Genomic DNA, 21,648 nt, shown 5'->3' with positions numbered 1-21,648 from the left:
GGCGTCGACCCCCGCGACCGCGGTCACCCGAATGGCGGCTGATCGGCTCAGTCTCGTGATGAGACGTAGAATGACCAGATGCGTCGCGCGTCTTTCTCGCACTGGCCCTGCTCGATGGCTCGTACCGCCGACCTTGTGGGCGATCCCTGGACCGCACTGGTTCTCCGTGAGGCGTTCTACGGAACCCGACGGTTCGACGAGTTCCAACGCGAGCTCGGCATCGCCCGCAACACCCTGACGGACCGCCTCCGAAGGCTGGTCGACGAGGGAATGCTGGAGCGGAACCTCTATGCGAGCGAACCGATTCGCCACGAGTACGTCCTGACCGACAAGGGGGCCGACTTCTGGGACGTCCTGTTGGCCATGTCCGCGTGGGGTGACCGCTGGCTGGCCGACGATGCCGGCCCGCCGCTGACCCTGCGTCACACCGCCTGCGGGCACGAGACCCGAGCACGGGTGGTCTGCGAACACTGCGGCGAGGCGATGCCGATCGAGGAGTCCCGAATGTCCTTCGGCCCCGGCTACCCGGTGCGGCTGCGGGAGCGTCCCGACGTGAAGGCCCGATTCGACCGGATGTCCCACGACTGACACTGACGCTTTCCAGGCCTTGAACTCCACGGTCTCATCATGCAACCATCTGGGTGGTTGAAGTGATCGCGAGAGATTGGACGGCAATGGAGTGGACAGGAGCCCGATACGCCGACGGGCCGACCGCGCAGGTGCGCATCAGGGTGGCGGCGCCACCCGTCGCTGTGTGGCAGGTCGTCAGCGATGTGGAGTCCATGGCCGAGATGAGTTCGGAGTTGCAGTCGGTCCGCTGGACCGACCCGACTGCCGAGCCAGGGGTGGGGGCCACCTTCATCGGCTCGAGCCGGCACCCGGCGATGGGCGAATGGTCGACGACCTCCCACGTCGTCGAATGGACTCCCCTCAAGTCATTTGCCTGGGCCGTCGAGGATGTGGACTCCCCGTCCGCCACCTGGCGGTTCACGCTCCACGACGACGGCGACGAGACGCTGCTGACCCAGTGGGTGCGGATGGGGCCCGGCAGGTCAGGGCTTTCCGCCGCCATCGACGCCATGCCTGACAAGGAACAGAAGATCGTCTTCGTGCGGATGCGTGAGTTCGAGGCGAACATGACCGCGACCCTCGACCAGATCAAGGACCGCGCCGAACTTCTCGCACGGGGTGCCGACCGGCACGCCCCCGGCGCGACGACGACACCCGAAGCACGGTCATGAGGACGGCAACAACCGTCGAGGTCTCCCGAGACGCGACGGAGACGACCACATTCGTCCTGGAGGCCGAGCGCCTCGGACTCGACATCTGTTGGGTTGCCGAGGCGTGGGGTTCCGACGCGCCGTCCTACCTCGGCTACCTGGCTGCCCGTACCGACCGAATCCTCCTGGGCTCTGGGATCATTCAGATCGGCACGCGCACGCCGGTGGCGATCGCACAGGCGGCACTGACGCTCGCCGGACTGTCGGAGGGCCGCTTCCTCCTCGGCCTCGGCGCGTCGGGACCACAGGTCATGGAGGGCCTGCACGGTGTCGAGTTCCGGCGCCCGATGACCCGGATGCGGGAGACCGTCGACGTCATCCGGGAGGCGTTCTCCGGTGCCAGGATCTCGTATGCAGGCGAGACCGTGCGCATACCGCGCACAGAGGACTCCAAACCGATGAGACTGTCGATCCCGGGCCGCGACGACATACCCATCTACCTGGCATCGATGTCGCCGAAGATGCTCGAACTCACCGGAGAGATCGCCGACGGCTGGCTCGGCACGAGCTTCGTTCCCGAAGGGGCCGCCGCGTATTTCGACCATCTCGACGCAGGATTACGCACAGCCGGACGAACCAGAGACGACATCGATGTCTGTCAGGGTGCCGAGATCGCCATCTTCGACGATGCCGACCGCCTGGCGGAGCATGTCAACGGTCGGAAGAAGGAACTTGCGTTCAGCATCGGCGGGATGGGCAGCGCCGACACCAACTTCTACAACGCCGCCTACGCACGGCAGGGATGGTCCGAGGTAACCGGTGAGATCCAGAGTCGTTGGCAGGGCGGCGATCGCGAGGGTGCGGTGGAACTCGTCTCCGACGAGATGGTCCTGGCGACAACTCTGATCGGGACACGCCCGATGGTCGCCCAGCGGTTGCGCGACTGGGCCGCGACCGGCGTCACCACCGTGAGGCTCTATCCCGCAGGCGATACGCTCGACGAACGGCTCTCGAATCTCGCCGAAGGGATCGAACTCGCGGCCGACACAGTCGAGCCCGCCCGCTGAATACCTCAGGTCAGAGCGCGAAACACGCCCATCCGGAGCCGTACCCCTGGTGCACACGCATCACCGCGACCGGCCCCTGGACCCCACCCTGTTTCGCGTACAGCAACCGATCGCCGATCCGGCGGGGCACCCATCGGATCGTTGCGATCGCCCCGTCTGCCCGCGCGGCGCCGATGAACCGCTCCGGGTACCCCTGCTTGCGTTCCCAGAAGGTGACCGGCCCCGACGCGTTGACGTCGACGGTCAGGTTGTAGAGACATCCGGTTCCGTACACCACCGACGAGAACGGCACGCCCGCGTCGATTTTGCCGACCGGTACGGCCCCGGCCGAACCCGGTGGCACCATCGTCAATCCGATTGTCGCGAGACCCATTGCGAGAGCCCCGGACAGCGCGGTCCTCCTGCGCCGCCCCACTGTCTGCTGCTTCGACACCTCTCCCCCTCCACTGGTTGCCTCGATCGTCATTCCCGCGGCGCGAGGACGTCGATGACCTCGTGCAGTGCTTCGCGTGCGGCGGCATACGGGCTGACCTGGCGCTGACCGAGTGCACCGACGACCGCGCCGTCCTCCACGGCGATGAGTTGCCGGACGTGCATCGGCTCGGCCAGCCGGAACGATTTCTGCAGAACGTCCGAATGCATCTCTGCCAGCAGGACCCGGCGGTCGATCACCACCTCACGCAACCGCGGGTAGCGGGCCGCCAGCGCGATGGTCTCGTACCGCGCGGCGAGGGTCTGGATGGTCGTGTCGGGCCCGATGAAGACCTCGGCGAGCGCATCGGCGGTTGCCTGCCCGCCACGTCGTCGTCGGGGTAGGGCATCGCGGCGCGCCGCGATGCACTCTTCGTCGTTGCGGCACACATAGGCGGCCGCCTCCGCCATCAGATCCTCCAGCGACCCGAAGTAGTACGTGGTCGACGCGAGCGGCAACTTCGCCCGGTCGGCGACGGCCCGATGACGGACCGCATCGAATCCGCCTTCGAGCAGCAACTCGCCGGCGGCCTCGATCAGTCGGGACCGCCGTCGCAGTCCCTTCGGGGTTGCCGCCGACGTCATGGAATCATGCTGCCAAAGGCGTTACCTGCCACGGGTTGCTTTGGCAAAAGCCGTAACGCGGTCAACGAATTCGCCGAACGTCGGACGAACGTGTCCCACGGCCGGCGACATGAACGTGCGCCGCGCGCACCGATTCCTGGGACGATGGCCGGATGGACGACGATGCGCTCCTCCGCCACGCGATCGATCTCGCCGCTGCCGCGCGCGCCCGAGGCGACCACCCTTTCGGGGCGTTGCTCGCCGACGCTTCCGGCGAGGTGATCCTGACCGCCCAGAACAGCGTCGGCACCGACGACGACCCGACCGCCCACGCCGAGACGAATCTGGTGCGTGCCGCCGGCCGCCGATTCACCTCCGACGAGCGGCGGTCGATGACCCTGTACACCAGTACCGAACCATGTGCGATGTGTGCCGGTGCGATCTACTGGGCCTCGATCCCGACAGTCGTGTTCGCGTTGAGTGAGGCCGATCTACGATCGATGACCGGCGACGATCCCAAGAACCCGTCGCTCGACCTGCCCTGTCGGGAGGTGTTCGCGCGCGGCGCGCACCCCACCGCGGTGCGCGGCCCGTTCGACATCCCCGCCGCACGTGAGGTCCATGCGGGATTCTGGCGGACATCGTGATCTGAGGGAACGTCCTCGGGGGGCGTTGTCTCGGGCTACCCGAAGTAATGGCCTGCGTCGATGTCCTCGATCAGGCCGGGCAGTTCGGGCTTCCAGTCCATCAGTTCGCGGGTGATCGCCGCCGATGTCGGATTGTCCACCGAGACGAAGGCCGACAGAAACCGGAACACCTCCGCGGTATCCTCGGGTTTCACTGTGCGCGTAGGAATCCCAGCACCTCGGCCGATGGCTTCGGCGATCTCCCGGAACGGGACGCCCTCATCTCCCACCGCGTGCAACCGCGTTCCCGCCGGGGCGCCTTCCAGCGCGAGCCGATACAGACGCGCGGCATCGCGGGTGTGGACGGCAGGCCAGCGATTGTCCCCGGCGCCCGGATATCCGGAAAACCCGTTCTCCCGCGCGAATCCGATCAGCGCTGGCACGAACCCGTGGTCGTCGAGGTCACTGTGCACCAAGGGCAGCCGGACAACCGACGACCTGACGCCATGCTTCGCGAGCCCGACGAGCGCGTTCTCCGCGTCGATACGGTAGCCGCCGTCGAAAGCATCCGACTCCGTACCCGGCCGGCCGGTCACACCCATCATCGGGATCATCGCGGTTCCCGATGTCCCGACCAGCGGCTTGTCCGTTCCGGTCAGCGCGTTCCCCAGTGCGTCGAGAGCCGCCAGGTCCGCGGCCGCCGCCGACGCCAGATCCCCGGCCGTCATCGCGTCGTGCTTGAACGCCAGGTGGATGACCCCGTCGGCGTCGCGCGCGGCATCGGCCAGCCCCTCCAGGTCGTCGAGGTCGCCGCGACGAACCTCGGCGCCCAGATCTGCCACCGCGGCGGCAGCGGAATCCGAGCGCGCGAGGCCGACGACCTCGTGCCCGGCCTGCAACAACTCCGGGATGACGGCAGACCCGACGTGTCCGGACGCGCCGGTGATGAATACCCGCATGAGACCTCCTTGGCCCTTGACTCGTGGGGTGGTGACCCACGTTCGGTGATGTCATGTTCTGACATCACCGACTGTACCTCTGATGTCAGGTTGTGTCATCACGTATCCTCGGCGGCATGGGACGATGGCCGACGGGCTCACGCGAGCGCCTGCAGCAGGCGGCGTTGGCCCTGTTCGTGGAGAAGGGCTTCGACCAGACGTCGGTCTCCGACATCGCGTCGCGGGCCGGCGTCACCGAACGAACCTTCTACCGACAGTTCGGCGAGAAGCGCGAAGTGCTCTTCGACGGCGGTGAGTCACTCCAACTCGCCATCACCGAGCACCTTTCCACATCCCCTGCCGACGAGCGGCCACTCGAAGCCGCCGAACATGCACTTGTGCACGCCGCTACCGAATTATTCTCCGACAGACTGCCTTTCGCCAGGAAGCGACAGTCCGTGATCGACGCGAATCCGGAACTCCAGGAGCGCGAGCTGCTCAAGATGGCCTCACTCGTCGACGCCATCCGTGACTCATTGGCATCCCGGCACGTCCCCGAGACCGCATCCCGACTCGCGGCCGAGATGGGCGTCGCCGCATTCAAGGTGGCCTTCGGCCGCTGGATCGATCCCGCCAATGACCGCTCGCTGGCCGATCTGATCCGAGACTGTCTCGACGAGATGCGAGACGTCGCAGCTCACTGACCCCTCACCACCGCCCGGTCGCCGGCCTGCGGTCGGAACTCTACTTGCCGACCCATATACCCCCTGGGGTATATTGAAGGCACCAGGTATACCCCGTAGGGTATTCAACGGAGCGACTGACAGGACGGACGCATGGTCGGCGACGAAGAATCGATCACGGTGGTACTCAACCGTTTACGCCGTGCACAGGGCCAGTTGGCCGGCGTGATCTCGATGATCGAACAGGGCCGCGACTGCAAGGACGTGGTCACCCAACTCGCTGCCGTGTCCCGCGCGCTCGATCGCGCCGGTTTCAAGATCGTGGCGACCGGACTGCGGGAGTGCCTCACGGGCGACGAGGCCGAGAGCAGCGAACCGATGACCGAGGAGCAGCTCGAGAAACTGTTCCTCGCACTCGCCTGACAGCCGCCACCCGAAAGGAAAGATCATGCAACTCGGATACTCGACAACCCTAACCACCACCTTCGACGATGCGGTCTCACGAACACGAGATGCACTGGCCGAACAAGGATTCGGCGTTCTCACCGAGATCGATGTGACCGCCACTCTCAAACAGAAGCTCGACGCCGACATGGAGCAATACCTCATCCTCGGCGCCTGCAACCCGTCCCTGGCGCACGGCGCCCTCGACGTCGACCGGCAGATCGGGCTACTCCTGCCGTGCAACGTCGTGGTCCGCGACGACACCGACAACGCAGGCACCGTGATCGTCGAGGCGATGAACCCGGACATCATGGTCCAGGTCACCGACGCGCCGGGCCTACGCGACGTCGCCGCTGCCGCATCGGAGAAGTTGCAGGCCGCCATCGCGGCGCTGACCCGCTGACCGAGGTCCGCTCCCGCGAGGATCGGGCCCGACGTTCCCCTCATGACTGAGATGACACAAATTTGTGTTATCTCAGTTATCGGTGCATAGTTGATGCATGCCCGATGACGCACAGCTCACATTCGCCGATCACATGGCCCGCTACTACGCGCGGCGCTTCAGTTTTCCGCCGATGGTCGGCCGGGTCATCGGCTACCTGTCGGTCTGCGACCCGCCCGGCCAGAGCATCGCCGAACTGAGCGAAGCATTGCTCGCCAGCCGCAGCGCGATCACCGGCGCCATCGAGAACCTGGAGAACCTCGGGGTCGTCAAACGCACCCGCACTGCAGGCGAACGCATGGACCGCATCGCCATCGACCTGTCGACACCCCGGTCACTGGGATTCGACATGACCGAATACGAGGAATTGGCGGACCTCGCTCGCGAAGGCCTCGAGGTCATCGGCGACGCAACCGCGGAACGTCGAGCAGCTCTGTCGGAGACAGCGGCTCTCGCGGATTTCCTCATCGATCGCATTCCCGCGCTTTACGAGGAATGGAAGAAACACCGGGCAGCACTGGTCATGTCGGGTGACCTCTACGACCCGAATGCCGACGGCACACCCGACGAGGACGGAGACCGGAAATGAATCCACGAAGTGTGCACGACACGGCGATCGAGGCCCGTGGGCTGGTGAAACGCTACGACGACAAGCTCGTCCTCGATGGGCTCGACCTGACGATCCCGCGAGGCGAGGTCTTCGCCCTGCTGGGGCCGAACGGGTCGGGCAAGACGACGACGGTGAACATCCTGTCGACCCTGATCGACGCCGATGCCGGACGCGTCGTCGTCGGCGGTCACGACCTGGCCGACAACCCGAACGGAATCCGATCCATCATCGGGGTGACCGGGCAGTTCGCCGCCCTCGACGATCTGCTCACCGGTCGCGAGAACCTCCAGCTGATGGCCGATCTGAATCATCTCGGCCGCGGACCCGGCCGTGCCCGCGTCGATGTACTGCTGGCCGACTTCGACCTGGTCGACGCCGCCGACCGCGCGGTGTCCACCTACTCCGGCGGCATGCGCCGGCGCCTGGATCTCGCCATGACCCTGGTGTCGACGCCGGAGGTGATCTTCCTCGACGAACCGACGACCGGACTCGATCCGCGTAGCCGGCGGACCCTGTGGGACACCATCAGTGGGTTGGCACGCGACGGGGTGACGGTCTTCTTGACGACGCAGTACCTCGAAGAGGCCGATCGTCTCGCCGACCGCGTCGCAGTCCTCGACCAGGGGTCGATCGTCGCCCAGGGCACGCCGTCGGAACTGAAGAGCCTCGTCCCCGGATCGTCGATCCACCTCGTCTTCGCCGACGACGACACCTTCGACCGGGCGCGGTCGATGTTCGCCGACGCCACCGCCGTCCCCGGCTCGCGCCGCCTGGACCTGTCCACCGACGACACTGTCCGATCGCTACGAGAAGCACTGGGGCGCATCGAATCCGAGCAGCTCGACCTCACCGACGTCTCGGTGCACACCGCCAGCCTCGACGACGTCTTCTTCGCCTTGACGGGCCGCGCCGAGCCGCGGGCCGATGACGACACCATCCCGCACGAAGGAGCCGCATGATGTCCACGCTCACCTATGCCGTCGAGGACTCGACCACGATGTTGCGCCGTAGTCTGCGTCGCATCATCCGCTACCCGTCGATGACTGTGCTGCTCATCGGCATGCCGGTCGTGTTCCTGTTGCTGTTCGTCTACGTGTTCGGCGGACAACTGGGCGCGGACATGGTCACACCGTCGGGCAACACCGGACGTGCCGCCTATCTCGACTACGTGGTGCCCGGCGTCCTGCTGATCACGGTCGCTGCGGCGGTGCAGGGCACATCGATCTCGGTCGCCATGGACATGACCTCCGGGATCATCGCCCGATTCCGGACGATGGCCATCAGCCGGTCGTCGGTGCTCACCGGGCACGTGATCGGGAGCCTGCTGCAGACCCTGGCCAGTCTGGTCGTGGTACTCGCCGTCGCCCTCGCCCTGGGCTTCCGCCCGTCGGGGACAGTGGTCGAGTGGCTGGCAGCACTCGGCCTGCTGACCCTCTTCTCGGTGGCACTGATCTGGCTCGCGGTGTATCTCGGGCTCTCGGCGAAAAGCGTGGAGACCGCCAGCAACACCCCGATGTTCCTGACCCTGCTGCCGTTCCTGGGCAGCGGCTTCGTGCCGACCGAGTCGATGCCGCCCGGTCTGCGCCAGTTCGCCGAGTACCAGCCGTTCACCCCGGTCGCGGAGACGCTGCGAGGCCTGCTCACCGGCACCGCAATCGGAACCGGCACCGCCGTCGCCGCGCTGGCGTGGAGCATCGGGATCGCCGCCGTCTGCTACGTCGCCGCTCTCCGCACTTACGACCGGCGCCGCGTCGCCTGATCCGAATGCGATCTACTGCCCGGGGTGATGCGCATCACCTCGGGCAGTCGCATTGCCGAGTCTTGTTGCGCCACATCCGTCACACCTCGGCGTGGCGGATCCGGCGTGTTTCGAACCAGTCGCCCCGCACCAGTAATCTGTGGAGTCGATGAAGCCCCAACACGAGTCACCGATGCATCCGGCTGACCCGACCGAGCTCGGTCTCGGCCGGGTCACTCGGCGTTCGGTGCTGGCCGGGGGCCTCGGTGCCGCCCTTATCGGCGGCCTCGCGGCGTGCTCAGGTGAGGAACCCACCAAGGTCGAGCCCCGCAAGCTGGAGACCCGCGCCGCCGACGACGAGCTGCCGTCGGAGACCAGCCCACAGACGATCGCGAGCGGTCCGCCACTGGTCACCGGGAGTTTCGTCTCGGCCAAGATGGGCGGACGGCAGACTCGATGGGCAGTCGCCCGGCCGAGCGGTGTGTCGGGCCGACTCCCCGTTGTGGTCGTGCTCCACGCACTGAACACCAACGAGAAGTCCATTTTCTCCTCGAAGCTCGAGATGCAGAACGTGCTGCAGAAGTATGTCGACGCAGGCAATGCGCCGTTCGCGCTGGCCGCGGCCGACGCCGCGCGCAACTACTATCACCCGCGCGCCGACGGCACCGATGCGGCGGCGATGATCCTCGACGAGTTCCTGCCGATGCTGGCGTCGAACCCTCAACTCGATCTGTCGACCGAGCGGATCGGCCTGTTCGGCTGGTCCATGGGCGGTTACGGTGCCTTGCGGCTGGCCGCGCTGCTCGGGGCTCCTCGCGTGGCCGCGGTCGCCGTCTGCTCACCGGCGTTGTGGGCGGACCCGCGCAACTACCCGCCTCGGGCCTTCGACTCACTCGAGGACTATCAGGCCAATTCGCTCTTCGGTCAGCAGGCGGCCTTCGCCAAGATCCCGCTGCTGATCTCGATCGGTTCGTCGGACCAGTTCTTCACCTACACCCGGCAGTGGGCCGCCGGACTGCACCCACCGGCTGCATTCGGGACGTCGGCGGGTGGTCACACCAACCGCTACTGGCGCAGTGTGCTCCCCGAGCAGGTCGAGTTCCTGGGCCGCAACCTCGCCCAGTAACCGCACACACACACTCCTCCCCCGCCACCCCCCTCCTGCAGCCGCGACGGTTTCCGTCAACCGCGCCCCCTGAATGCCGTCGCGGATGACGGAAACCGTCGCGGCTGCAGGAGGGGGTTGGTTGGGGGAAGGGGGTTGGGTGGGAGGGGGTTAGAGGGTTATGCGGCCGTCGAGGGCGGCCTTCCCGATGTCGGTGCGGTAGTGCGAGCCGGGCAGCTTGATGTTCTCGATCCGGTCGTAGGCCTGGGCACGTGCCTCGGCGAGGTCGGCACCCGTCCCGACGACGGCCAGCACCCGCCCGCCTGCGGAGATCACCGCGCCGTCGTCGTTGCGCGCGGTACCGGCGTGCAGCACACCGTCGCCCTCGGCGCCGGTGATCACGTCGCCGGTGCGCGGCTTACCCGGATAGTTCTCGGCTGCGACGACCACCGTGACGGCGGCACCATCGGCCCATTCCAGCGGCGGCAACTGGTCCAGCGCACCGGTGGCGGCCGCGTTGAGTGCTTGTCCCAGTGGTGATTTCAGCAACGCGAGAACGGCCTGGGTCTCCGGATCGCCGAACCGGCAGTTGAACTCGACGACGGACGGGCCCTCCGCTCCGATCGCCAGGCCGGCGTAGAGCAGGCCGGAGAACGGCGTCCCCCGCTTGACGAGTTCCGCGGCGACGGGCTTCACCACGTCGTCGACGATCCGCTGGGTCACCTCGTCGGGCAGCCAGGGCAACGGTGTGTACGCGCCCATCCCGCCGGTGTTGGGTCCGGCGTCGTCGTCGCCGACCCGCTTGTGATCCTGCGCGGGAATGAGCGGCACCACTGTGTCGCCGTCCACCAGCGAAAAGAGCGACACCTCGGGTCCGTCGAGGAAGCTCTCCAGCAGGACCGGATGCCCGTTCTCGAGTAGTTCGGCCGCGTGGTCGCGCGCGGTCAGCCGATCGGTGGTCACCACCACGCCCTTGCCGGCCGCCAGCCCATCGTCCTTGACCACCCAGGTCGGGCCGAATCGGTTGAGGGCCGCATCGAGCTTGGCGGGGTTGTCGACGATCTCGCTGTGCGCGGTCCGCACCCCTGCAGCCGCCATGACGTCCTTGGCGAAGGCCTTCGACCCCTCGATCTGCGCCGCCGCAGCGCCCGGGCCGAAGGTGGCGAACCCGGCGTCGCGCAACGCATCCGCGACCCCGAGGACCAGCGGCACCTCCGGGCCGATGACCACGAGGTCGGCGGCGATGCTCGTCGCCAACGCGACGACCGCGTCCGCGGACGCGACGTCGACGGCGTGGTTGGTGGCGATCGCGGACGTCCCGGCATTTCCGGGGGCGACATGCAGGGCGGTCACCGAAGGGTCCGCCGACAGTCCGATGAGCAGGGCATGTTCGCGGCCGCCCGAGCCGATCACGAGTACGCGCACGGTGTCGACTCTAGTGGGCGCGCGTGTCGGCGGGCGGCGGGGCGCGGTGAATCGTGCACCAGCCGATCACGCGTGGTCGTTGACCTCGACCCCCATCGACGCCAACACCTCGGCACGTCTCGGCACACCCATGACCTCGTCGACGACGACGATCATCACCGGCGCCAGGGTCGTCACGACCACGGCGATCACCACCGACACACCGGCAGCGGCGAGGCAGACGCCGCCGACGAGAAAGGCGACTGCGCCCAGGGCGAGGATCACGCTCAGCGGATCGAACGGCAGCAGGTAGTCGTACACGGCGAGCAGACCGAGACAGTAGATGCCCAACGGCACCGCGAGCGTGGCGACGACCGCACCGGGGCCGATGTGGGTCTCGTGCTCGATGTAGAGCGCCGCGACGTGCAGACCGGCACCGACTGCCGCGGCCGCCATGAAGATCAGGATGTGCCCGTATCCCCACACGAAGCTCTTCTCCCGATGGGCGTGGAGTGCGTCCCCGACCGGGACGATGAAGTACATCCACCACATCGCGAAGGTGACGCCCATGGCGGCCAAGCCGAGAACTGCCGTCTCCACGGACCAACCCTCGACCTCGATGAGCGCCCCCAGAACGGCAACCGTGCCGACCACACCCTCGCCGAGGGTGATGATCGTCAGCAACGAGTAGCGCTCGGCGATGTGATGGGGATGCCAGGGTGTTCCGCCGCCGTTGCGCTCACCGAGATAGGGCCCGAGGAGTTCGACCAGGATGCAGCCGATCATCGCGAACATGGTTGCCAGCGGCCTCATGTCGGCGATCAGCACGCCGACCCAACCGATCTGCGCGATGAGGGTCATCCCGGCGTAGATCAGCGCGCAACGCCGATGCTGTTCGCTCTGCACGGCGACACGCAGCCACTGCGCGACCATCCCGACGCGCATCACGATGTATCCGATGACCAGCACCCGGTTGTCGACGTGCTCGTGATGGCCCAGCGACTCGAAGATCGGCGGGATACCGAGCGCGATGATCGCGACGCCGATCATCTGGACCAGGGTCACCACCCGGAAGAACCAGTCGTCGGTGTCGAATGCCGAAGCGAACCAGGCGAAGTTGATCCACGCCCAGATCGCGGCGAACGTGCACAGCAGGTAGCCGAAGATGGCGACCTGATAGTGCCCCTCGGCGAGCTGATGGGCGACCTGCGTCCCCGCAGTGGAGAAGGCGACCACGAAGACAAGGTCGTAGAACAGCTCGAGACTGGTGGCGGCGCGGCCCTCCTCATGGGGGTCGCGTCCGGTCATCCGCCGTATGGGGTGTCCGATCGTGAAGCTCACGATCGGAACTCTAACGACACTTGAGGTCGCCCGGGCGACCTGCGCGCCACGTGAACGCAGAAACCTCACCCTCCGTCGGAGACCTACTGCGGGGCAGAGGTCTCCGACGACGAGTGAGGTCTCTCGGCGGTGCCGTCCGGACTGGATCAGTCGGTCGTCGCGGTCAGGTCGTAGACCGTGGTGCCGTCGACCGTCGTCGCGGTGTAGTTCTCCTGCACCCACGCGGCGATCTGGGCGGACGGTTGCGTCGTGTCCGAGCTGCCGAAACCGCGCCCACCCCCGATGAAGTAGTGGATCTTCTTCTCTGCCAACAGCTTCTGGAACTGGTCCAGGGTCGGCGACGGGTCCGTGCCGTTGAACCCGCCGATCGGCATCACCGAGTGACCGGACTCGAGCTGATAGCCCGACGCCTCATTCGAGCCGACCGCCGCGGCCACCCAGGTGAACTGGTCGGCGTCGGTCCGCAGCATCGCGACGAGTTCCTCGCTCGGCTTCGATCCGTTCAGCAGGCCACCGGGGCCGCCCATCCCTCCGGGTCCGCCCTCGGCGGGCATGCCACCGGGGCCGGCCAGGCCGCCCGGCATACCCATTCCGCCGCCTGCCGGCATCCCACCGGGTCCGTTGGCTGCGCCACCGGGCATCATGCCCGGCGCCCCGCCTGCGCCGGCCCGCATCGCACCCCACCGATGATGACCGCCTGGTCCACCACCAGGACCGAACTCACCGCTGACGCGCGGGCCGGCCGAGATGATCGATCCCTCTTTCGCCGTCGACACGGTGTCGATCGTGTAAGCGACGGGACCGGCGAGTGCCGCGGCGAGGGCGGTGGCCAGTGCCAGCGCCGACAGGTAGGCACGGTGCGCGACGAGCATGGCAGCACCCCCGACGACGCCGACGATCAGCACCATCCAGCGCAGCCACGGCACGAAGTCGGGCGACCGATTCAGAAGCGCGAAGCCCCAGATCGCCGCGATCCAGACCGCGGCGGCGAGCACAATGCGCACCCAGAGCCGGTCACGGGCCGACCAGCAGACCGCCGCGCCACCGGCGACCACCGCGGCGACAGCCGGTGCCAGGGCAGCGGTGTAGTAGCTGTGGAAGATCCCCGCCATGAAGCTGAACACCGCCATGGTGACCAGCAGCCACAGTCCCCACACCGCGAGATATGCGCGCCGCAGATCGGTGCGGCGGGCCTTGCCGATGATGACCAGGGCGGCGATGGCCAGCACCAGCCCGGTAGGGATCAGCCAGGCGATCTGTCCACCCTGGGCCGGCTGGAACATCCGGAGCCAGCCCGTCTCGCCCCACATGCTGCCGCCGCCGGGACCGCCACCCGCGCGGCCACCACCGGGGACGACGCTGCCGGTCTCATTGCCGTTGAGGCGCCCGAAACCGTTGTAGCCGAGGGTGAGTTCGAGAATCGAGTTGTTCTGCGAACCACCGATCCACGGCCGCGACGACGCCGGCCATAGTTCGACGGTGAGAATCCACCACCCGGCACTGGCGATCAATGCACCCAGCGCCGCGAAGAGATGACCGAGACGCTTCACCCAGGAGTGCTGCCCGAACGCGAGATACGTGATCGCCAATGGCGGCACGATCAGCATCACCTGCAACTGCTTGGTGAGGAATCCGAATCCGACGAACACCCCGGTCAGGATCATCCACCGGAGACGACCGTCCTCGACTGCCTTGAGCGTGGCCCACACGGCCGCGACCATCAGCAGGATCAGCAGCGCTTCCGGGTTGTCGAACCGGAACATGAGTGCCGCGACAGGCGTGACCGCGAGAGCCGCACCGGCCAGGATGCCCGCCCAGTGCCCGAAGTACTTCTTGGTGATGACGTAGAGCAGCGCGACCGACGCGACCCCCATCAGGGCCTCGGGGATCAGGATCGACCACGAGTTGAGTCCGAAGATCCGCACCGAGATCCCCGGAATCCACAGTGCGGCCGGAGGTTTGTCGACGGTGATGGAATTGGCCATGTCCGACGACCCGAAGAACCAGGCCTTCCATGACTCGGATCCGGCCTGGATGGCAGCCGAGTAGAACGAGTTGGCCCAACCGTTGGCCGACAGGTTCACGATGTAGAGCACACCGGTGCCGACCAGTAGGAGCGCAAGCGAGACACGTTGCCACACATGGGCGTTCCGCCCGGACGCGGGAGCGTCGGGCGGAACGGGGGCGGATGCGGGACTGTCGACGACGGTGCTCATTCGGCTGCCCCTTCGGCGATCGGTGTGGGGTTCGCTGCGGCCAGGTGTCCGCGGAAGACCCACCGTAGCCCGACGAAGCGGGTCATCGTCGCGACCAGGTTGGCGACCACGAGCACCACCAGTTCCAGATGCTTGGTGGAATCGGGGGCGAAGGCGTGGAGCGCGACCAGGGCTCCCGACGTGACCAGCCAGCCGAACACGAAGACCCCGAGTCCGAACAACTGGTGCCGGACGGCGCCCTCGCGACCCTGGATGCCGAAGCTGAAGCGACGGTTCGCCGCGGTGTTGAGCACCGCGGTGATCGCCAGCGCGACGAAGTTGGACACCTGCGCACCCAGGAACGAGTGCAGCAACAGGTAGAGCACCGCGTAGGCAATGGTCGACGCAACGCCGATGACACAGAACCGGGCCAGCTGGCCGACCAGGCCGAACGGCACACCCTCGAGCTGCGGACCGGGAGCCCGGTCCCGTCCGATCGTGTCGCGCAGCTCGGCGATCGGCAACCGTCCGGTGGTGAGCGCGTACCCGACGCGGGCGCACCCCTTCAGGTCCGCGACGGCGGTCGACACGATGTCGACCGTGCTGTTCGGATCGTCGACCCAGTCGACCGGGACCTCGGCGATCCGCAGCCCGATCCGCTCGGCGAGCACCAGGAGCTCGGTGTCGAAGAACCAGCCGGTGTCCTCGACGTACGGGAGCACCTGCCGGGCGATGTCGGTGCGCATCGCCTTGAACCCGCACTGCGCGTCGGAGAACTTCGCACGCATCGTGGTCCGCAGGATCAGGTTGTAGGAACGCGAGATGAACTCGCGCTTGGGACCCCGGACGACCCGCGACGAGCGCGACAGACGCGTCCCGATGGCGATGTCGGAGTGCCCGGAGATGAGCGGTGCGATCAGCGGCATCAGTGCGTTGAGATCGGTGGACAGGTCGACGTCGCAGTAGGCGACGATCTCGGCGTCACTGGCCCGCCACACCGCGTTGAGGGCACGGCCGCGGCCTTTCTCGTCCAGATGGACCACGCGGAGTCCGTCGATCTCGCCTGCGAGCTGCGCGGCGATCGCGAGCGTGGCGTCGGTGCTGGCGTTGTCGGCGACGGTGATGCGCGATGGGTACGGCACGTGGGTGCGCAGATGATCGCGCAGGCGTCGGACCGATCCGGCGATGTCGGCCTGTTCGTTGTAGACCGGCACGACGATGTCGAGGACGGGCGCCGGCGTCGAACTGTCGGCGACGATCGTCGACGGCGAGGCGGCCATCGGGAGGGCGTCTGTTGTCATGGTCCAAGAATCGGGTGTCAAACTTCACCCACTCTGCGTCGACGCTGTCAGGTTCCTGTGAGCGGTTTCGTGCCCCGTGGACAACGGTGTGCCCCTGTCACCGCCGCCCGATAGGTTGGCGTCATGTCCTCCGAGACCGCGACCTTGTCACCCGACCAGCAGCGAGCCGCCGACAGGGTGATCGAAAGCCTGGCAGGTCCGGGCGCGCACCTGCGTGCGGATCAGCTGACCGCGGTGTCGGCGCTGATGGCACCGGCTGCGCGAGTGCTGGTGGTGCAGGCAACCGGATGGGGGAAGTCGGCGGTCTACTGGTCGGCGACGGCGATCCGCCGAGAAGGCGGCGGCGGGCCGACCCTGATCGTGTCGCCGCTGCTGTCGTTGATGCGCGATCAGGTCAGCGCGGCCGAGCGAGCCGGGCTGCGGGCGGCGACGTTGAACTCGTCGAACTTCGACGCGTGGTCGGCGATCGAGGGTGAGCTCCGGTCGGGCGAGCTCGACGTCCTGCTCGTCTCGCCGGAGCGGCTGGCCAATCCCGGTTTCGGGCGCCGCGTACTGGACGCCCTGGCCGGTCAGCTGGGCCTGCTGGTCATCGACGAGGCACATGCGATCTCGGACTGGGGGCACGACTTCCGGCCCGACTATCGCCGGGTGTCCGACGTGTTGCAGACGCTGAATCCGCAGACGCCGGTGCTCGCGACCACCGCGACCGCGAATGCGCGGGTGACCGAGGACGTCGCGGCCCAGTTGGGTGACGACACCCTCGTGCTGCGCGGTTCGTTGGCGCGGAAATCACTTCACCTCAACGTGATCGACGGACTGTCACCGATCGACCGGTACGGCTGGGTGGCGCAATACCTGCCGAGTCTGCCCGGGTCCGGCATCGTCTACGTGCTCACGGTCGCGGACGCCGATCGGCTGGTGGATGCGATTCGTTCAGTACACGGCGCCGACTATCCGATCGCCGCCTACACCGGGCAGCTGGACGGCGACAGTCGTCATCGGCTCGAGGACGCCTTGCTGCGCAACGAGGTCAAGGCCCTGGTGGCGACGTCGGCACTGGGCATGGGTTACGACAAACCGGATCTCGGATTCGTGGTGCACGTCGGTTCTCCGCCGTCACCGGTCTCGTATTACCAGCAGGTCGGTCGTGCCGGCCGCGCGCTCGACGACGCGGTGGTGATGCTGCTGGCCTCGCGCGCCGACGACGCGATCTGGGATCATTTCGCCACCGCGACCATCCCGGACCCGGATCGGATGCAGGTTCTGCTCGACACACTCGGCGGCGCCGACGGCCCGATGTCGGTACCACAGCTGGAGTCGTCGACCGGATTCCGCAGGGGCCGGGTCGAATTGATGTTGAAGCAGCTCGCCGTCGACGGCGCGACCGAACGCGGCCCGGACGGCTGGGAGTCGACCGGCAAGCCCTGGACCTACGACCAGGAGCACTACGACGGGGTGTTGGCCGTCCGGCGCCGCGAGGCGGACATCATGCGCGCCTACGTGGCGGGCCGCGAATGCCTCATGCAGCTTTTGACGTCGTCGCTCGACGATCCGGCCGCAGAACCGTGTGGTCGCTGCTCGGTGTGTCGCGGCAAGCTCACCGAGCCGTTGTCGTCGGAGGTGTCACCGGAACTCGTCCGCACGATCACCGGGTCGCTCCGCCGATCGGCGCTGGCTCTGGAACCGCGAAAGATGTGGCCGGGCGGCGTATTCGGGACCCGCGGCCGGATTCCCGCCGGTCTTGCGGCCGAGCCGGGACGCGTTCTGGCGCACGCCGACGCCCCGGAATGGACCGATCTGCTCGCCGCCGCACGGCGCGGTGACGGGCAGGCGCTGGCAGATCTCGGTGATGCCGCCGTGGCGACGTTGTCGTCGTGGGTGCGCGAGGGCGGTATCCGGCCGGACGTCATCGCGTCCCTGCGGCTGACCGGGACCGTGCTCGCCGACAAGGTCGCCGATCACCTCTGCGAGGTCGGGCGACGCCCTCGCCTGACCGTCCCGGTGAGGCCCGGAGACGGCGCCGGACGCGATGCGACCGGAGCCACCGAGGCCGTGTACTGGCGTGATCATCTCGGCGAGATGCCCGACGTCGCAGGCCAGAACGTGTTACTGGTCGTCGACGAGACGTCGTCGGGGTGGCCGATCACCCTCGCCGCAGCGGCGCTGCGCGAGACGGGCGCCGACACCGTCCTCCCGCTGCTCATCCACCGGACGGTGTAGCCCGATGGCGTAACATCGCGGGACTCAGGCGTCGGCGACGTACTCGCCGTAGCCCGTGTCACGCAGGGCCGTGCGGATCTTCTCGGCGGCGGCGTCGAGTTCGGCCGGGTCGGGATCCTTCTGCGCGTTACCGAGGTCGAAGGCGTCCATGCTCTCGAGCGGGAAGACGTGCACGTGCACATGCGGTACTTCGAGCCCGGCGATCATCGTGCCGACCCGCGACACCCCGAATGCCTGCTTGACCGCGCGACCGATCTTCTGCGAGACATCGGCGAGGTGCGCGTAGGACGCGGTGTCCATCTGCTCCCAGTGGTCGACCTCCTTGCGGGGCACGACCAGCACGTGCCCCGGGGTCACCGGGTTGATGGTGAGGAATGCGACGGCCTGACCGTCCTGCCACACGAACCGTCCGGGCAGTTCTCCGTTGATGATCATGCTGAAGACCGATGCCATGGCAGTCAGTGTAGGTGCTCACATGTCACGGCCCGACGTGTTGTCGCGGTGGCTGTCGGGGGTCCATGACATTCTTTTCGTGTGAGTCGCCCAGAGTTCACCCGGACCGTCGTGTCGACGGATGTCGTCGCGATGGCCCAGCGGTTTCCGCGGTTGCGGTACATGGGTTCCAAATACCGGCTCCTTCCCCACCTCGAACGGACCTTCGCCGAGATCGGCGGTACGACGGCGGTCGATGCCTTCTCCGGGTCGGGCGTGGTGTCGTACCTCCTCAAGCGACAGGGTTTCCAGGTCATCAGCAACGATTTCCTGAACTTCCCGCACATCATCACCAGGGCGACGGTCGCCAACTCGAGCGTGCACCTCGAACCCGACCTCGTCGAGGAGATCTGCGGACCGCCCGCCGACGACCGGGACTTCATCCAGACCACCTTCGACGGTCTCTACTTCTCCGCCGAGGACCGCGCCTTTCTCGACTCGGCGTGGTCGCACATCGACCGGCTGCGCGGATATCGGCGCGACCTCGCCATCTCCGCGCTCGTGTTGTCGGCCGCGCGCAAGCAGCCACGCGGGGTGTTCACCTTCACCGACTCGTCCCGCTATGCCGACGGACGCCGTGACCTACGGATGTCGTTGCGCGACCACTTCCGGCTGCGCGCGGTGGACGAGTACAACTCCACCGTGTTCAGCAACGGGCAGTCGAACCGCAGCGTCACCGGCGACATCTTCGATCTCGACATCTCCGGCCTTGGTACGGCTCCCGATCTCGTCTACCTCGACCCGCCCTACGCGCCGCCCACCGACGACAACGACTACATCAAGCGGTATCACTTCCTCGAGGGGCTCAGCGCATACTGGCGCGGTATGACGATCATGGAACACACCAAGACCAAGAAGCTGACCAAGCGCTACACGCCGTTCGCTTACAAGCACAGCATCGAGGACGCACTGGTCCGGACGTTCGAGCACTTCGAGGCGGCGGGGGCGATCGTGTTGTCGTATTCGTCCAATGCGCTGCCCGGCGCCGACCGGATCGTCGACCTGCTCGGCAAGGTCAAGCCGTCGGTGGAGGTGGTGGCCATCGATCACAAGTACAGCTTCGGCACCCACGTCGCCGCGACCCGGCGCGACGTGAGCGAGTACCTGTTCATCGGGCGGGACTGAAGACAGATGCCCTCAGCACGATGAGTGACGCGGGATCATTCGACGACTATCTGAAGACGCTGGGCCGGTTGACCTCTCACGTCGATCCGACCGCGTCGACACCGGAGGCCGAACGCATCATCCAGGCCACCGGCACTCTGGGCGACATGCTCGACACCGACGTCGCGGGCCTGGCCGCCTGGGTGCGTGACCACCCCGCCGACGTCCCGGTGCTCGGTCTGGCGGTCGGGCTCTCGCAGGAGAAGTTGAAGAATGTACTGCGGGACCGCTTCGGCACCACGGGCTGGCACGGCGTCGCGCGCTCCCAGCCGGTCGATCTGATCACGTGGCTGGACACCGAATTCGACCTCGTGCGCATGCTCCGGACCCAGCTGGAACGCACTTACACCTTCGCCGACATCCTGGTGGCACGCGCCGGCAGTCGGGTGACCGCAACCCGGGCGGGGGCGTCGGGGCGCCACATCGAGGACGAGATCGAGGCCATCGCACACGATCTCGGCCTCGACTACGTCACCCGTTCCCGGTTCACCGGTCGCAACGGCCGCACCGCGCCGGCGGATCTGATCATCGGCGACCCCGAGACAGCCGACATCGTCGTCGCGGCAAAGGGTTTCGATTCGACGGGCAGCAAACTCACCGATGCCGTCCGCGAGATCGAGGAGATGGCCGAGGTGCGTCTGCCGAAACAACTCGTACTCGCGGTGATCGACGGCATCGGCTGGAAGTCACGCCAATCCGATCTCCGTCGTATCCATCAGTTGTGGGCGGATCGTCAGATCGACGGGATGTACACGCTGGTCAGCCTCGATCACTTCCGCGACGACGTCCGCGAGTTCGCAGCGCTACGCCGCCTGATCTGACGCAGCCGCGACGGTTCCCGACATCCGCGACGGGTTTTCGGGGTCGCGGATGTCGGAAACCGTCGCGGCTGCGAGGTCACTCGCCGTAGAGCCGCGCGAAGTCGGGTGAGTCGAGCCAGCCCGAGTAGGTCGGTGTCCTCGGCCAACCGTCGGGCATGTCCTGCCATTCCTCGCGACGACCTCGCGGCAAGGTGTCGATCAACGGGAACGTGTGAGAGAGCTGTTCCACCCCACGGCCCGACGTGTGCCACGTGCGGTAGACGGTGTCGCCGTCGCGGAGGAACACATTGACGCCGAACCCCTCACCGGGGGCCGCGTCGACGTCGGCGCCGAACGTACTCTCGGCCGACGAGTACCACTCCATCGCGTTGCCGACTCTCGCCTTGTACGCCAGCGCCTCGTCGATCGGCCCGTTGGTGACGATCACGAATCGGGCGTCGTAGTTGTCCAGGAAGTCGAGCCGGGTGAACTGCGCCGTGAAGCTCGTACAACCACCGCATTGAAACTCGGCGCCGTTCGACCACATGTGGTTGTAGACGATGAGCTGGGACCGGCCGGCGAAGATGTCGACCAGCCGGATCGGTCCGTCCGGCCCGATCAGCGTGTAGTCGGGCATCTCGACCATGGGCAGTCGGCGTCGCTGCGCGGCGATGGCGTCGAGTTCGCGGGTCGCGGCCTTCTCCCGGATTCGCAGATCCGACAGCGCGTCGCGCCACGTTCGATCATCGACAACGGGTGGCAGGGCATCAGACATGGGGAGTTCCTTTCGTCCTCTCCTCATACTGACCGCGCGGGCACCGGG

At 67.1% G+C, this 21,648-nt stretch carries 23 protein-coding genes; 14 read left to right on the top strand and 9 right to left on the bottom strand.

The window, feature by feature from the left end:
• The first annotated feature begins 78 nt into the window (after window positions 1-78).
• From OVA31_RS14535 to OVA31_RS14525, 3 genes are all read left to right on the top strand, one after another.
• Complete coding sequence (locus OVA31_RS14535) at window positions 79-588, top strand: winged helix-turn-helix transcriptional regulator (protein ID WP_267627331.1); 510 nt, start codon at window positions 79-81, stop codon at window positions 586-588.
• An 86-nt stretch (window positions 589-674) separates the two neighbouring features.
• Entirely contained in the window at window positions 675-1,241 is a 567-nt protein-coding gene (locus OVA31_RS14530; protein ID WP_267627330.1) for an SRPBCC family protein, read from the top strand.
• Window positions 1,238-2,287 carry an LLM class flavin-dependent oxidoreductase gene (locus tag OVA31_RS14525; protein WP_267627329.1) on the top strand — a complete coding sequence of 350 codons (1,050 nt, stop codon included), beginning with the start codon at window positions 1,238-1,240 and terminating at the stop codon, window positions 2,285-2,287. The genes OVA31_RS14530 and OVA31_RS14525 overlap by 4 nt, the downstream gene beginning before the upstream one ends.
• A gap of 10 nt (window positions 2,288-2,297) precedes the next feature.
• Here the strand turns inward: OVA31_RS14525 and OVA31_RS14520 are convergent, their stop codons facing one another.
• Window positions 2,298-2,720 carry a hypothetical protein gene (locus OVA31_RS14520; protein ID WP_324290104.1) on the bottom strand — a complete coding sequence of 141 codons (423 nt, stop codon included), beginning with the start codon at window positions 2,718-2,720 and terminating at the stop codon, window positions 2,298-2,300.
• 29 nt (window positions 2,721-2,749) lie between these two features.
• The gene (locus tag OVA31_RS14515; RefSeq protein WP_267627328.1) at window positions 2,750-3,343 is read right to left on the bottom strand and encodes a TetR/AcrR family transcriptional regulator; all 594 of its coding nucleotides are present in this window, start codon (window positions 3,341-3,343) and stop codon (window positions 2,750-2,752) included.
• A gap of 152 nt (window positions 3,344-3,495) precedes the next feature.
• Here OVA31_RS14515 and OVA31_RS14510 point away from each other — a divergent pair, with 152 nt between their 5' ends.
• On the top strand, window positions 3,496-3,969 hold the full coding sequence (locus OVA31_RS14510; protein ID WP_267627327.1) for a nucleoside deaminase: 474 nt from the start codon (window positions 3,496-3,498) through the stop codon (window positions 3,967-3,969).
• A 35-nt stretch (window positions 3,970-4,004) separates the two neighbouring features.
• Here the strand turns inward: OVA31_RS14510 and OVA31_RS14505 are convergent, their stop codons facing one another.
• Window positions 4,005-4,907, bottom strand: coding sequence for an SDR family oxidoreductase (locus OVA31_RS14505; protein WP_267627326.1), 903 nt, complete (start codon window positions 4,905-4,907; stop codon window positions 4,005-4,007).
• Between the two features lie 116 nt (window positions 4,908-5,023).
• On the opposite strand from OVA31_RS14505, the gene OVA31_RS14500 reads away from it, so the two are divergent.
• The 7 genes from OVA31_RS14500 to OVA31_RS14470 all read left to right on the top strand — a co-directional run bounded on the left by OVA31_RS14500 (window position 5,024) and on the right by OVA31_RS14470 (window position 9,929).
• Window positions 5,024-5,590 carry a TetR family transcriptional regulator gene (locus tag OVA31_RS14500; RefSeq protein ID WP_267627325.1) on the top strand — a complete coding sequence of 189 codons (567 nt, stop codon included), beginning with the start codon at window positions 5,024-5,026 and terminating at the stop codon, window positions 5,588-5,590.
• Between the two features lie 132 nt (window positions 5,591-5,722).
• Window positions 5,723-5,992 (top strand): metal-sensitive transcriptional regulator, encoded by a 270-nt coding sequence (locus tag OVA31_RS14495; RefSeq protein ID WP_267627324.1) that lies wholly within the window; start codon window positions 5,723-5,725, stop codon window positions 5,990-5,992.
• Window positions 5,993-6,017: 25 nt separating this feature from the next.
• Window positions 6,018-6,416 carry a DUF302 domain-containing protein gene (locus tag OVA31_RS14490; RefSeq protein ID WP_267627323.1) on the top strand — a complete coding sequence of 133 codons (399 nt, stop codon included), beginning with the start codon at window positions 6,018-6,020 and terminating at the stop codon, window positions 6,414-6,416.
• A 97-nt stretch (window positions 6,417-6,513) separates the two neighbouring features.
• A complete protein-coding gene (locus tag OVA31_RS14485) occupies window positions 6,514-7,044 on the top strand; it encodes a GbsR/MarR family transcriptional regulator (RefSeq protein WP_267627322.1) in 531 nt (176 codons plus the stop codon).
• Complete coding sequence (locus tag OVA31_RS14480) at window positions 7,041-8,024, top strand: ATP-binding cassette domain-containing protein (RefSeq protein WP_267627321.1); 984 nt, start codon at window positions 7,041-7,043, stop codon at window positions 8,022-8,024. The genes OVA31_RS14485 and OVA31_RS14480 overlap by 4 nt, the downstream gene beginning before the upstream one ends.
• Window positions 8,024-8,824 (top strand): ABC transporter permease, encoded by an 801-nt coding sequence (locus OVA31_RS14475; RefSeq protein ID WP_267631538.1) that lies wholly within the window; start codon window positions 8,024-8,026, stop codon window positions 8,822-8,824. Before OVA31_RS14480 ends, OVA31_RS14475 begins: the two co-directional genes overlap by 1 nt.
• A gap of 172 nt (window positions 8,825-8,996) precedes the next feature.
• Window positions 8,997-9,929, top strand: coding sequence for an alpha/beta hydrolase-fold protein (locus OVA31_RS14470; RefSeq protein ID WP_267631537.1), 933 nt, complete (start codon window positions 8,997-8,999; stop codon window positions 9,927-9,929).
• Window positions 9,930-10,079: 150 nt separating this feature from the next.
• Here the strand turns inward: OVA31_RS14470 and purD are convergent, their stop codons facing one another.
• From purD to OVA31_RS14450, 4 genes are all read right to left on the bottom strand, one after another.
• The gene (purD, locus tag OVA31_RS14465; protein WP_267627320.1) at window positions 10,080-11,333 is read right to left on the bottom strand and encodes a phosphoribosylamine--glycine ligase; all 1,254 of its coding nucleotides are present in this window, start codon (window positions 11,331-11,333) and stop codon (window positions 10,080-10,082) included.
• Window positions 11,334-11,399: 66 nt separating this feature from the next.
• Entirely contained in the window at window positions 11,400-12,620 is a 1,221-nt protein-coding gene (locus OVA31_RS14460) for a low temperature requirement protein A (RefSeq protein ID WP_267631536.1), read from the bottom strand.
• A 179-nt stretch (window positions 12,621-12,799) separates the two neighbouring features.
• Window positions 12,800-14,869, bottom strand: a complete 2,070-nt coding sequence (locus OVA31_RS14455) for a glycosyltransferase family 39 protein (RefSeq protein ID WP_267627319.1) — start codon at window positions 14,867-14,869, stop codon at window positions 12,800-12,802.
• A complete protein-coding gene (locus tag OVA31_RS14450; RefSeq protein ID WP_267627318.1) occupies window positions 14,866-16,149 on the bottom strand; it encodes a bifunctional glycosyltransferase family 2/GtrA family protein in 1,284 nt (427 codons plus the stop codon). Before OVA31_RS14450 ends, OVA31_RS14455 begins: the two co-directional genes overlap by 4 nt.
• Window positions 16,150-16,272: 123 nt before the next feature.
• Between OVA31_RS14450 and OVA31_RS14445 the strand changes: the two genes are divergently transcribed.
• The gene (locus OVA31_RS14445; RefSeq protein WP_267627317.1) at window positions 16,273-18,369 is read left to right on the top strand and encodes a DEAD/DEAH box helicase; all 2,097 of its coding nucleotides are present in this window, start codon (window positions 16,273-16,275) and stop codon (window positions 18,367-18,369) included.
• Between the two features lie 24 nt (window positions 18,370-18,393).
• On the opposite strand, the gene OVA31_RS14440 is transcribed toward OVA31_RS14445, so the two are convergent.
• Window positions 18,394-18,822 (bottom strand): HIT family protein, encoded by a 429-nt coding sequence (locus tag OVA31_RS14440; protein ID WP_267627316.1) that lies wholly within the window; start codon window positions 18,820-18,822, stop codon window positions 18,394-18,396.
• A 132-nt stretch (window positions 18,823-18,954) separates the two neighbouring features.
• On the opposite strand from OVA31_RS14440, the gene OVA31_RS14435 reads away from it, so the two are divergent.
• The gene (locus OVA31_RS14435) at window positions 18,955-19,986 is read left to right on the top strand and encodes a DNA adenine methylase (RefSeq protein WP_267631535.1); all 1,032 of its coding nucleotides are present in this window, start codon (window positions 18,955-18,957) and stop codon (window positions 19,984-19,986) included.
• A gap of 20 nt (window positions 19,987-20,006) precedes the next feature.
• Window positions 20,007-20,846, top strand: coding sequence for a hypothetical protein (locus tag OVA31_RS14430; protein WP_267627315.1), 840 nt, complete (start codon window positions 20,007-20,009; stop codon window positions 20,844-20,846).
• 76 nt (window positions 20,847-20,922) lie between these two features.
• Here OVA31_RS14430 and OVA31_RS14425 read toward each other — a convergent pair whose 3' ends face one another.
• Entirely contained in the window at window positions 20,923-21,600 is a 678-nt protein-coding gene (locus OVA31_RS14425) for a DUF899 domain-containing protein (protein ID WP_267627314.1), read from the bottom strand.
• Between the last annotated feature and the right edge of the window lie 48 nt (window positions 21,601-21,648).

The sequence above is a fragment of the Gordonia sp. SL306 genome (assembly GCF_026625785.1).
Lineage (GTDB): Bacteria > Actinomycetota > Actinomycetes > Mycobacteriales > Mycobacteriaceae > Gordonia.
This window is presented reverse-complemented; position numbering and strand designations above follow the sequence as displayed.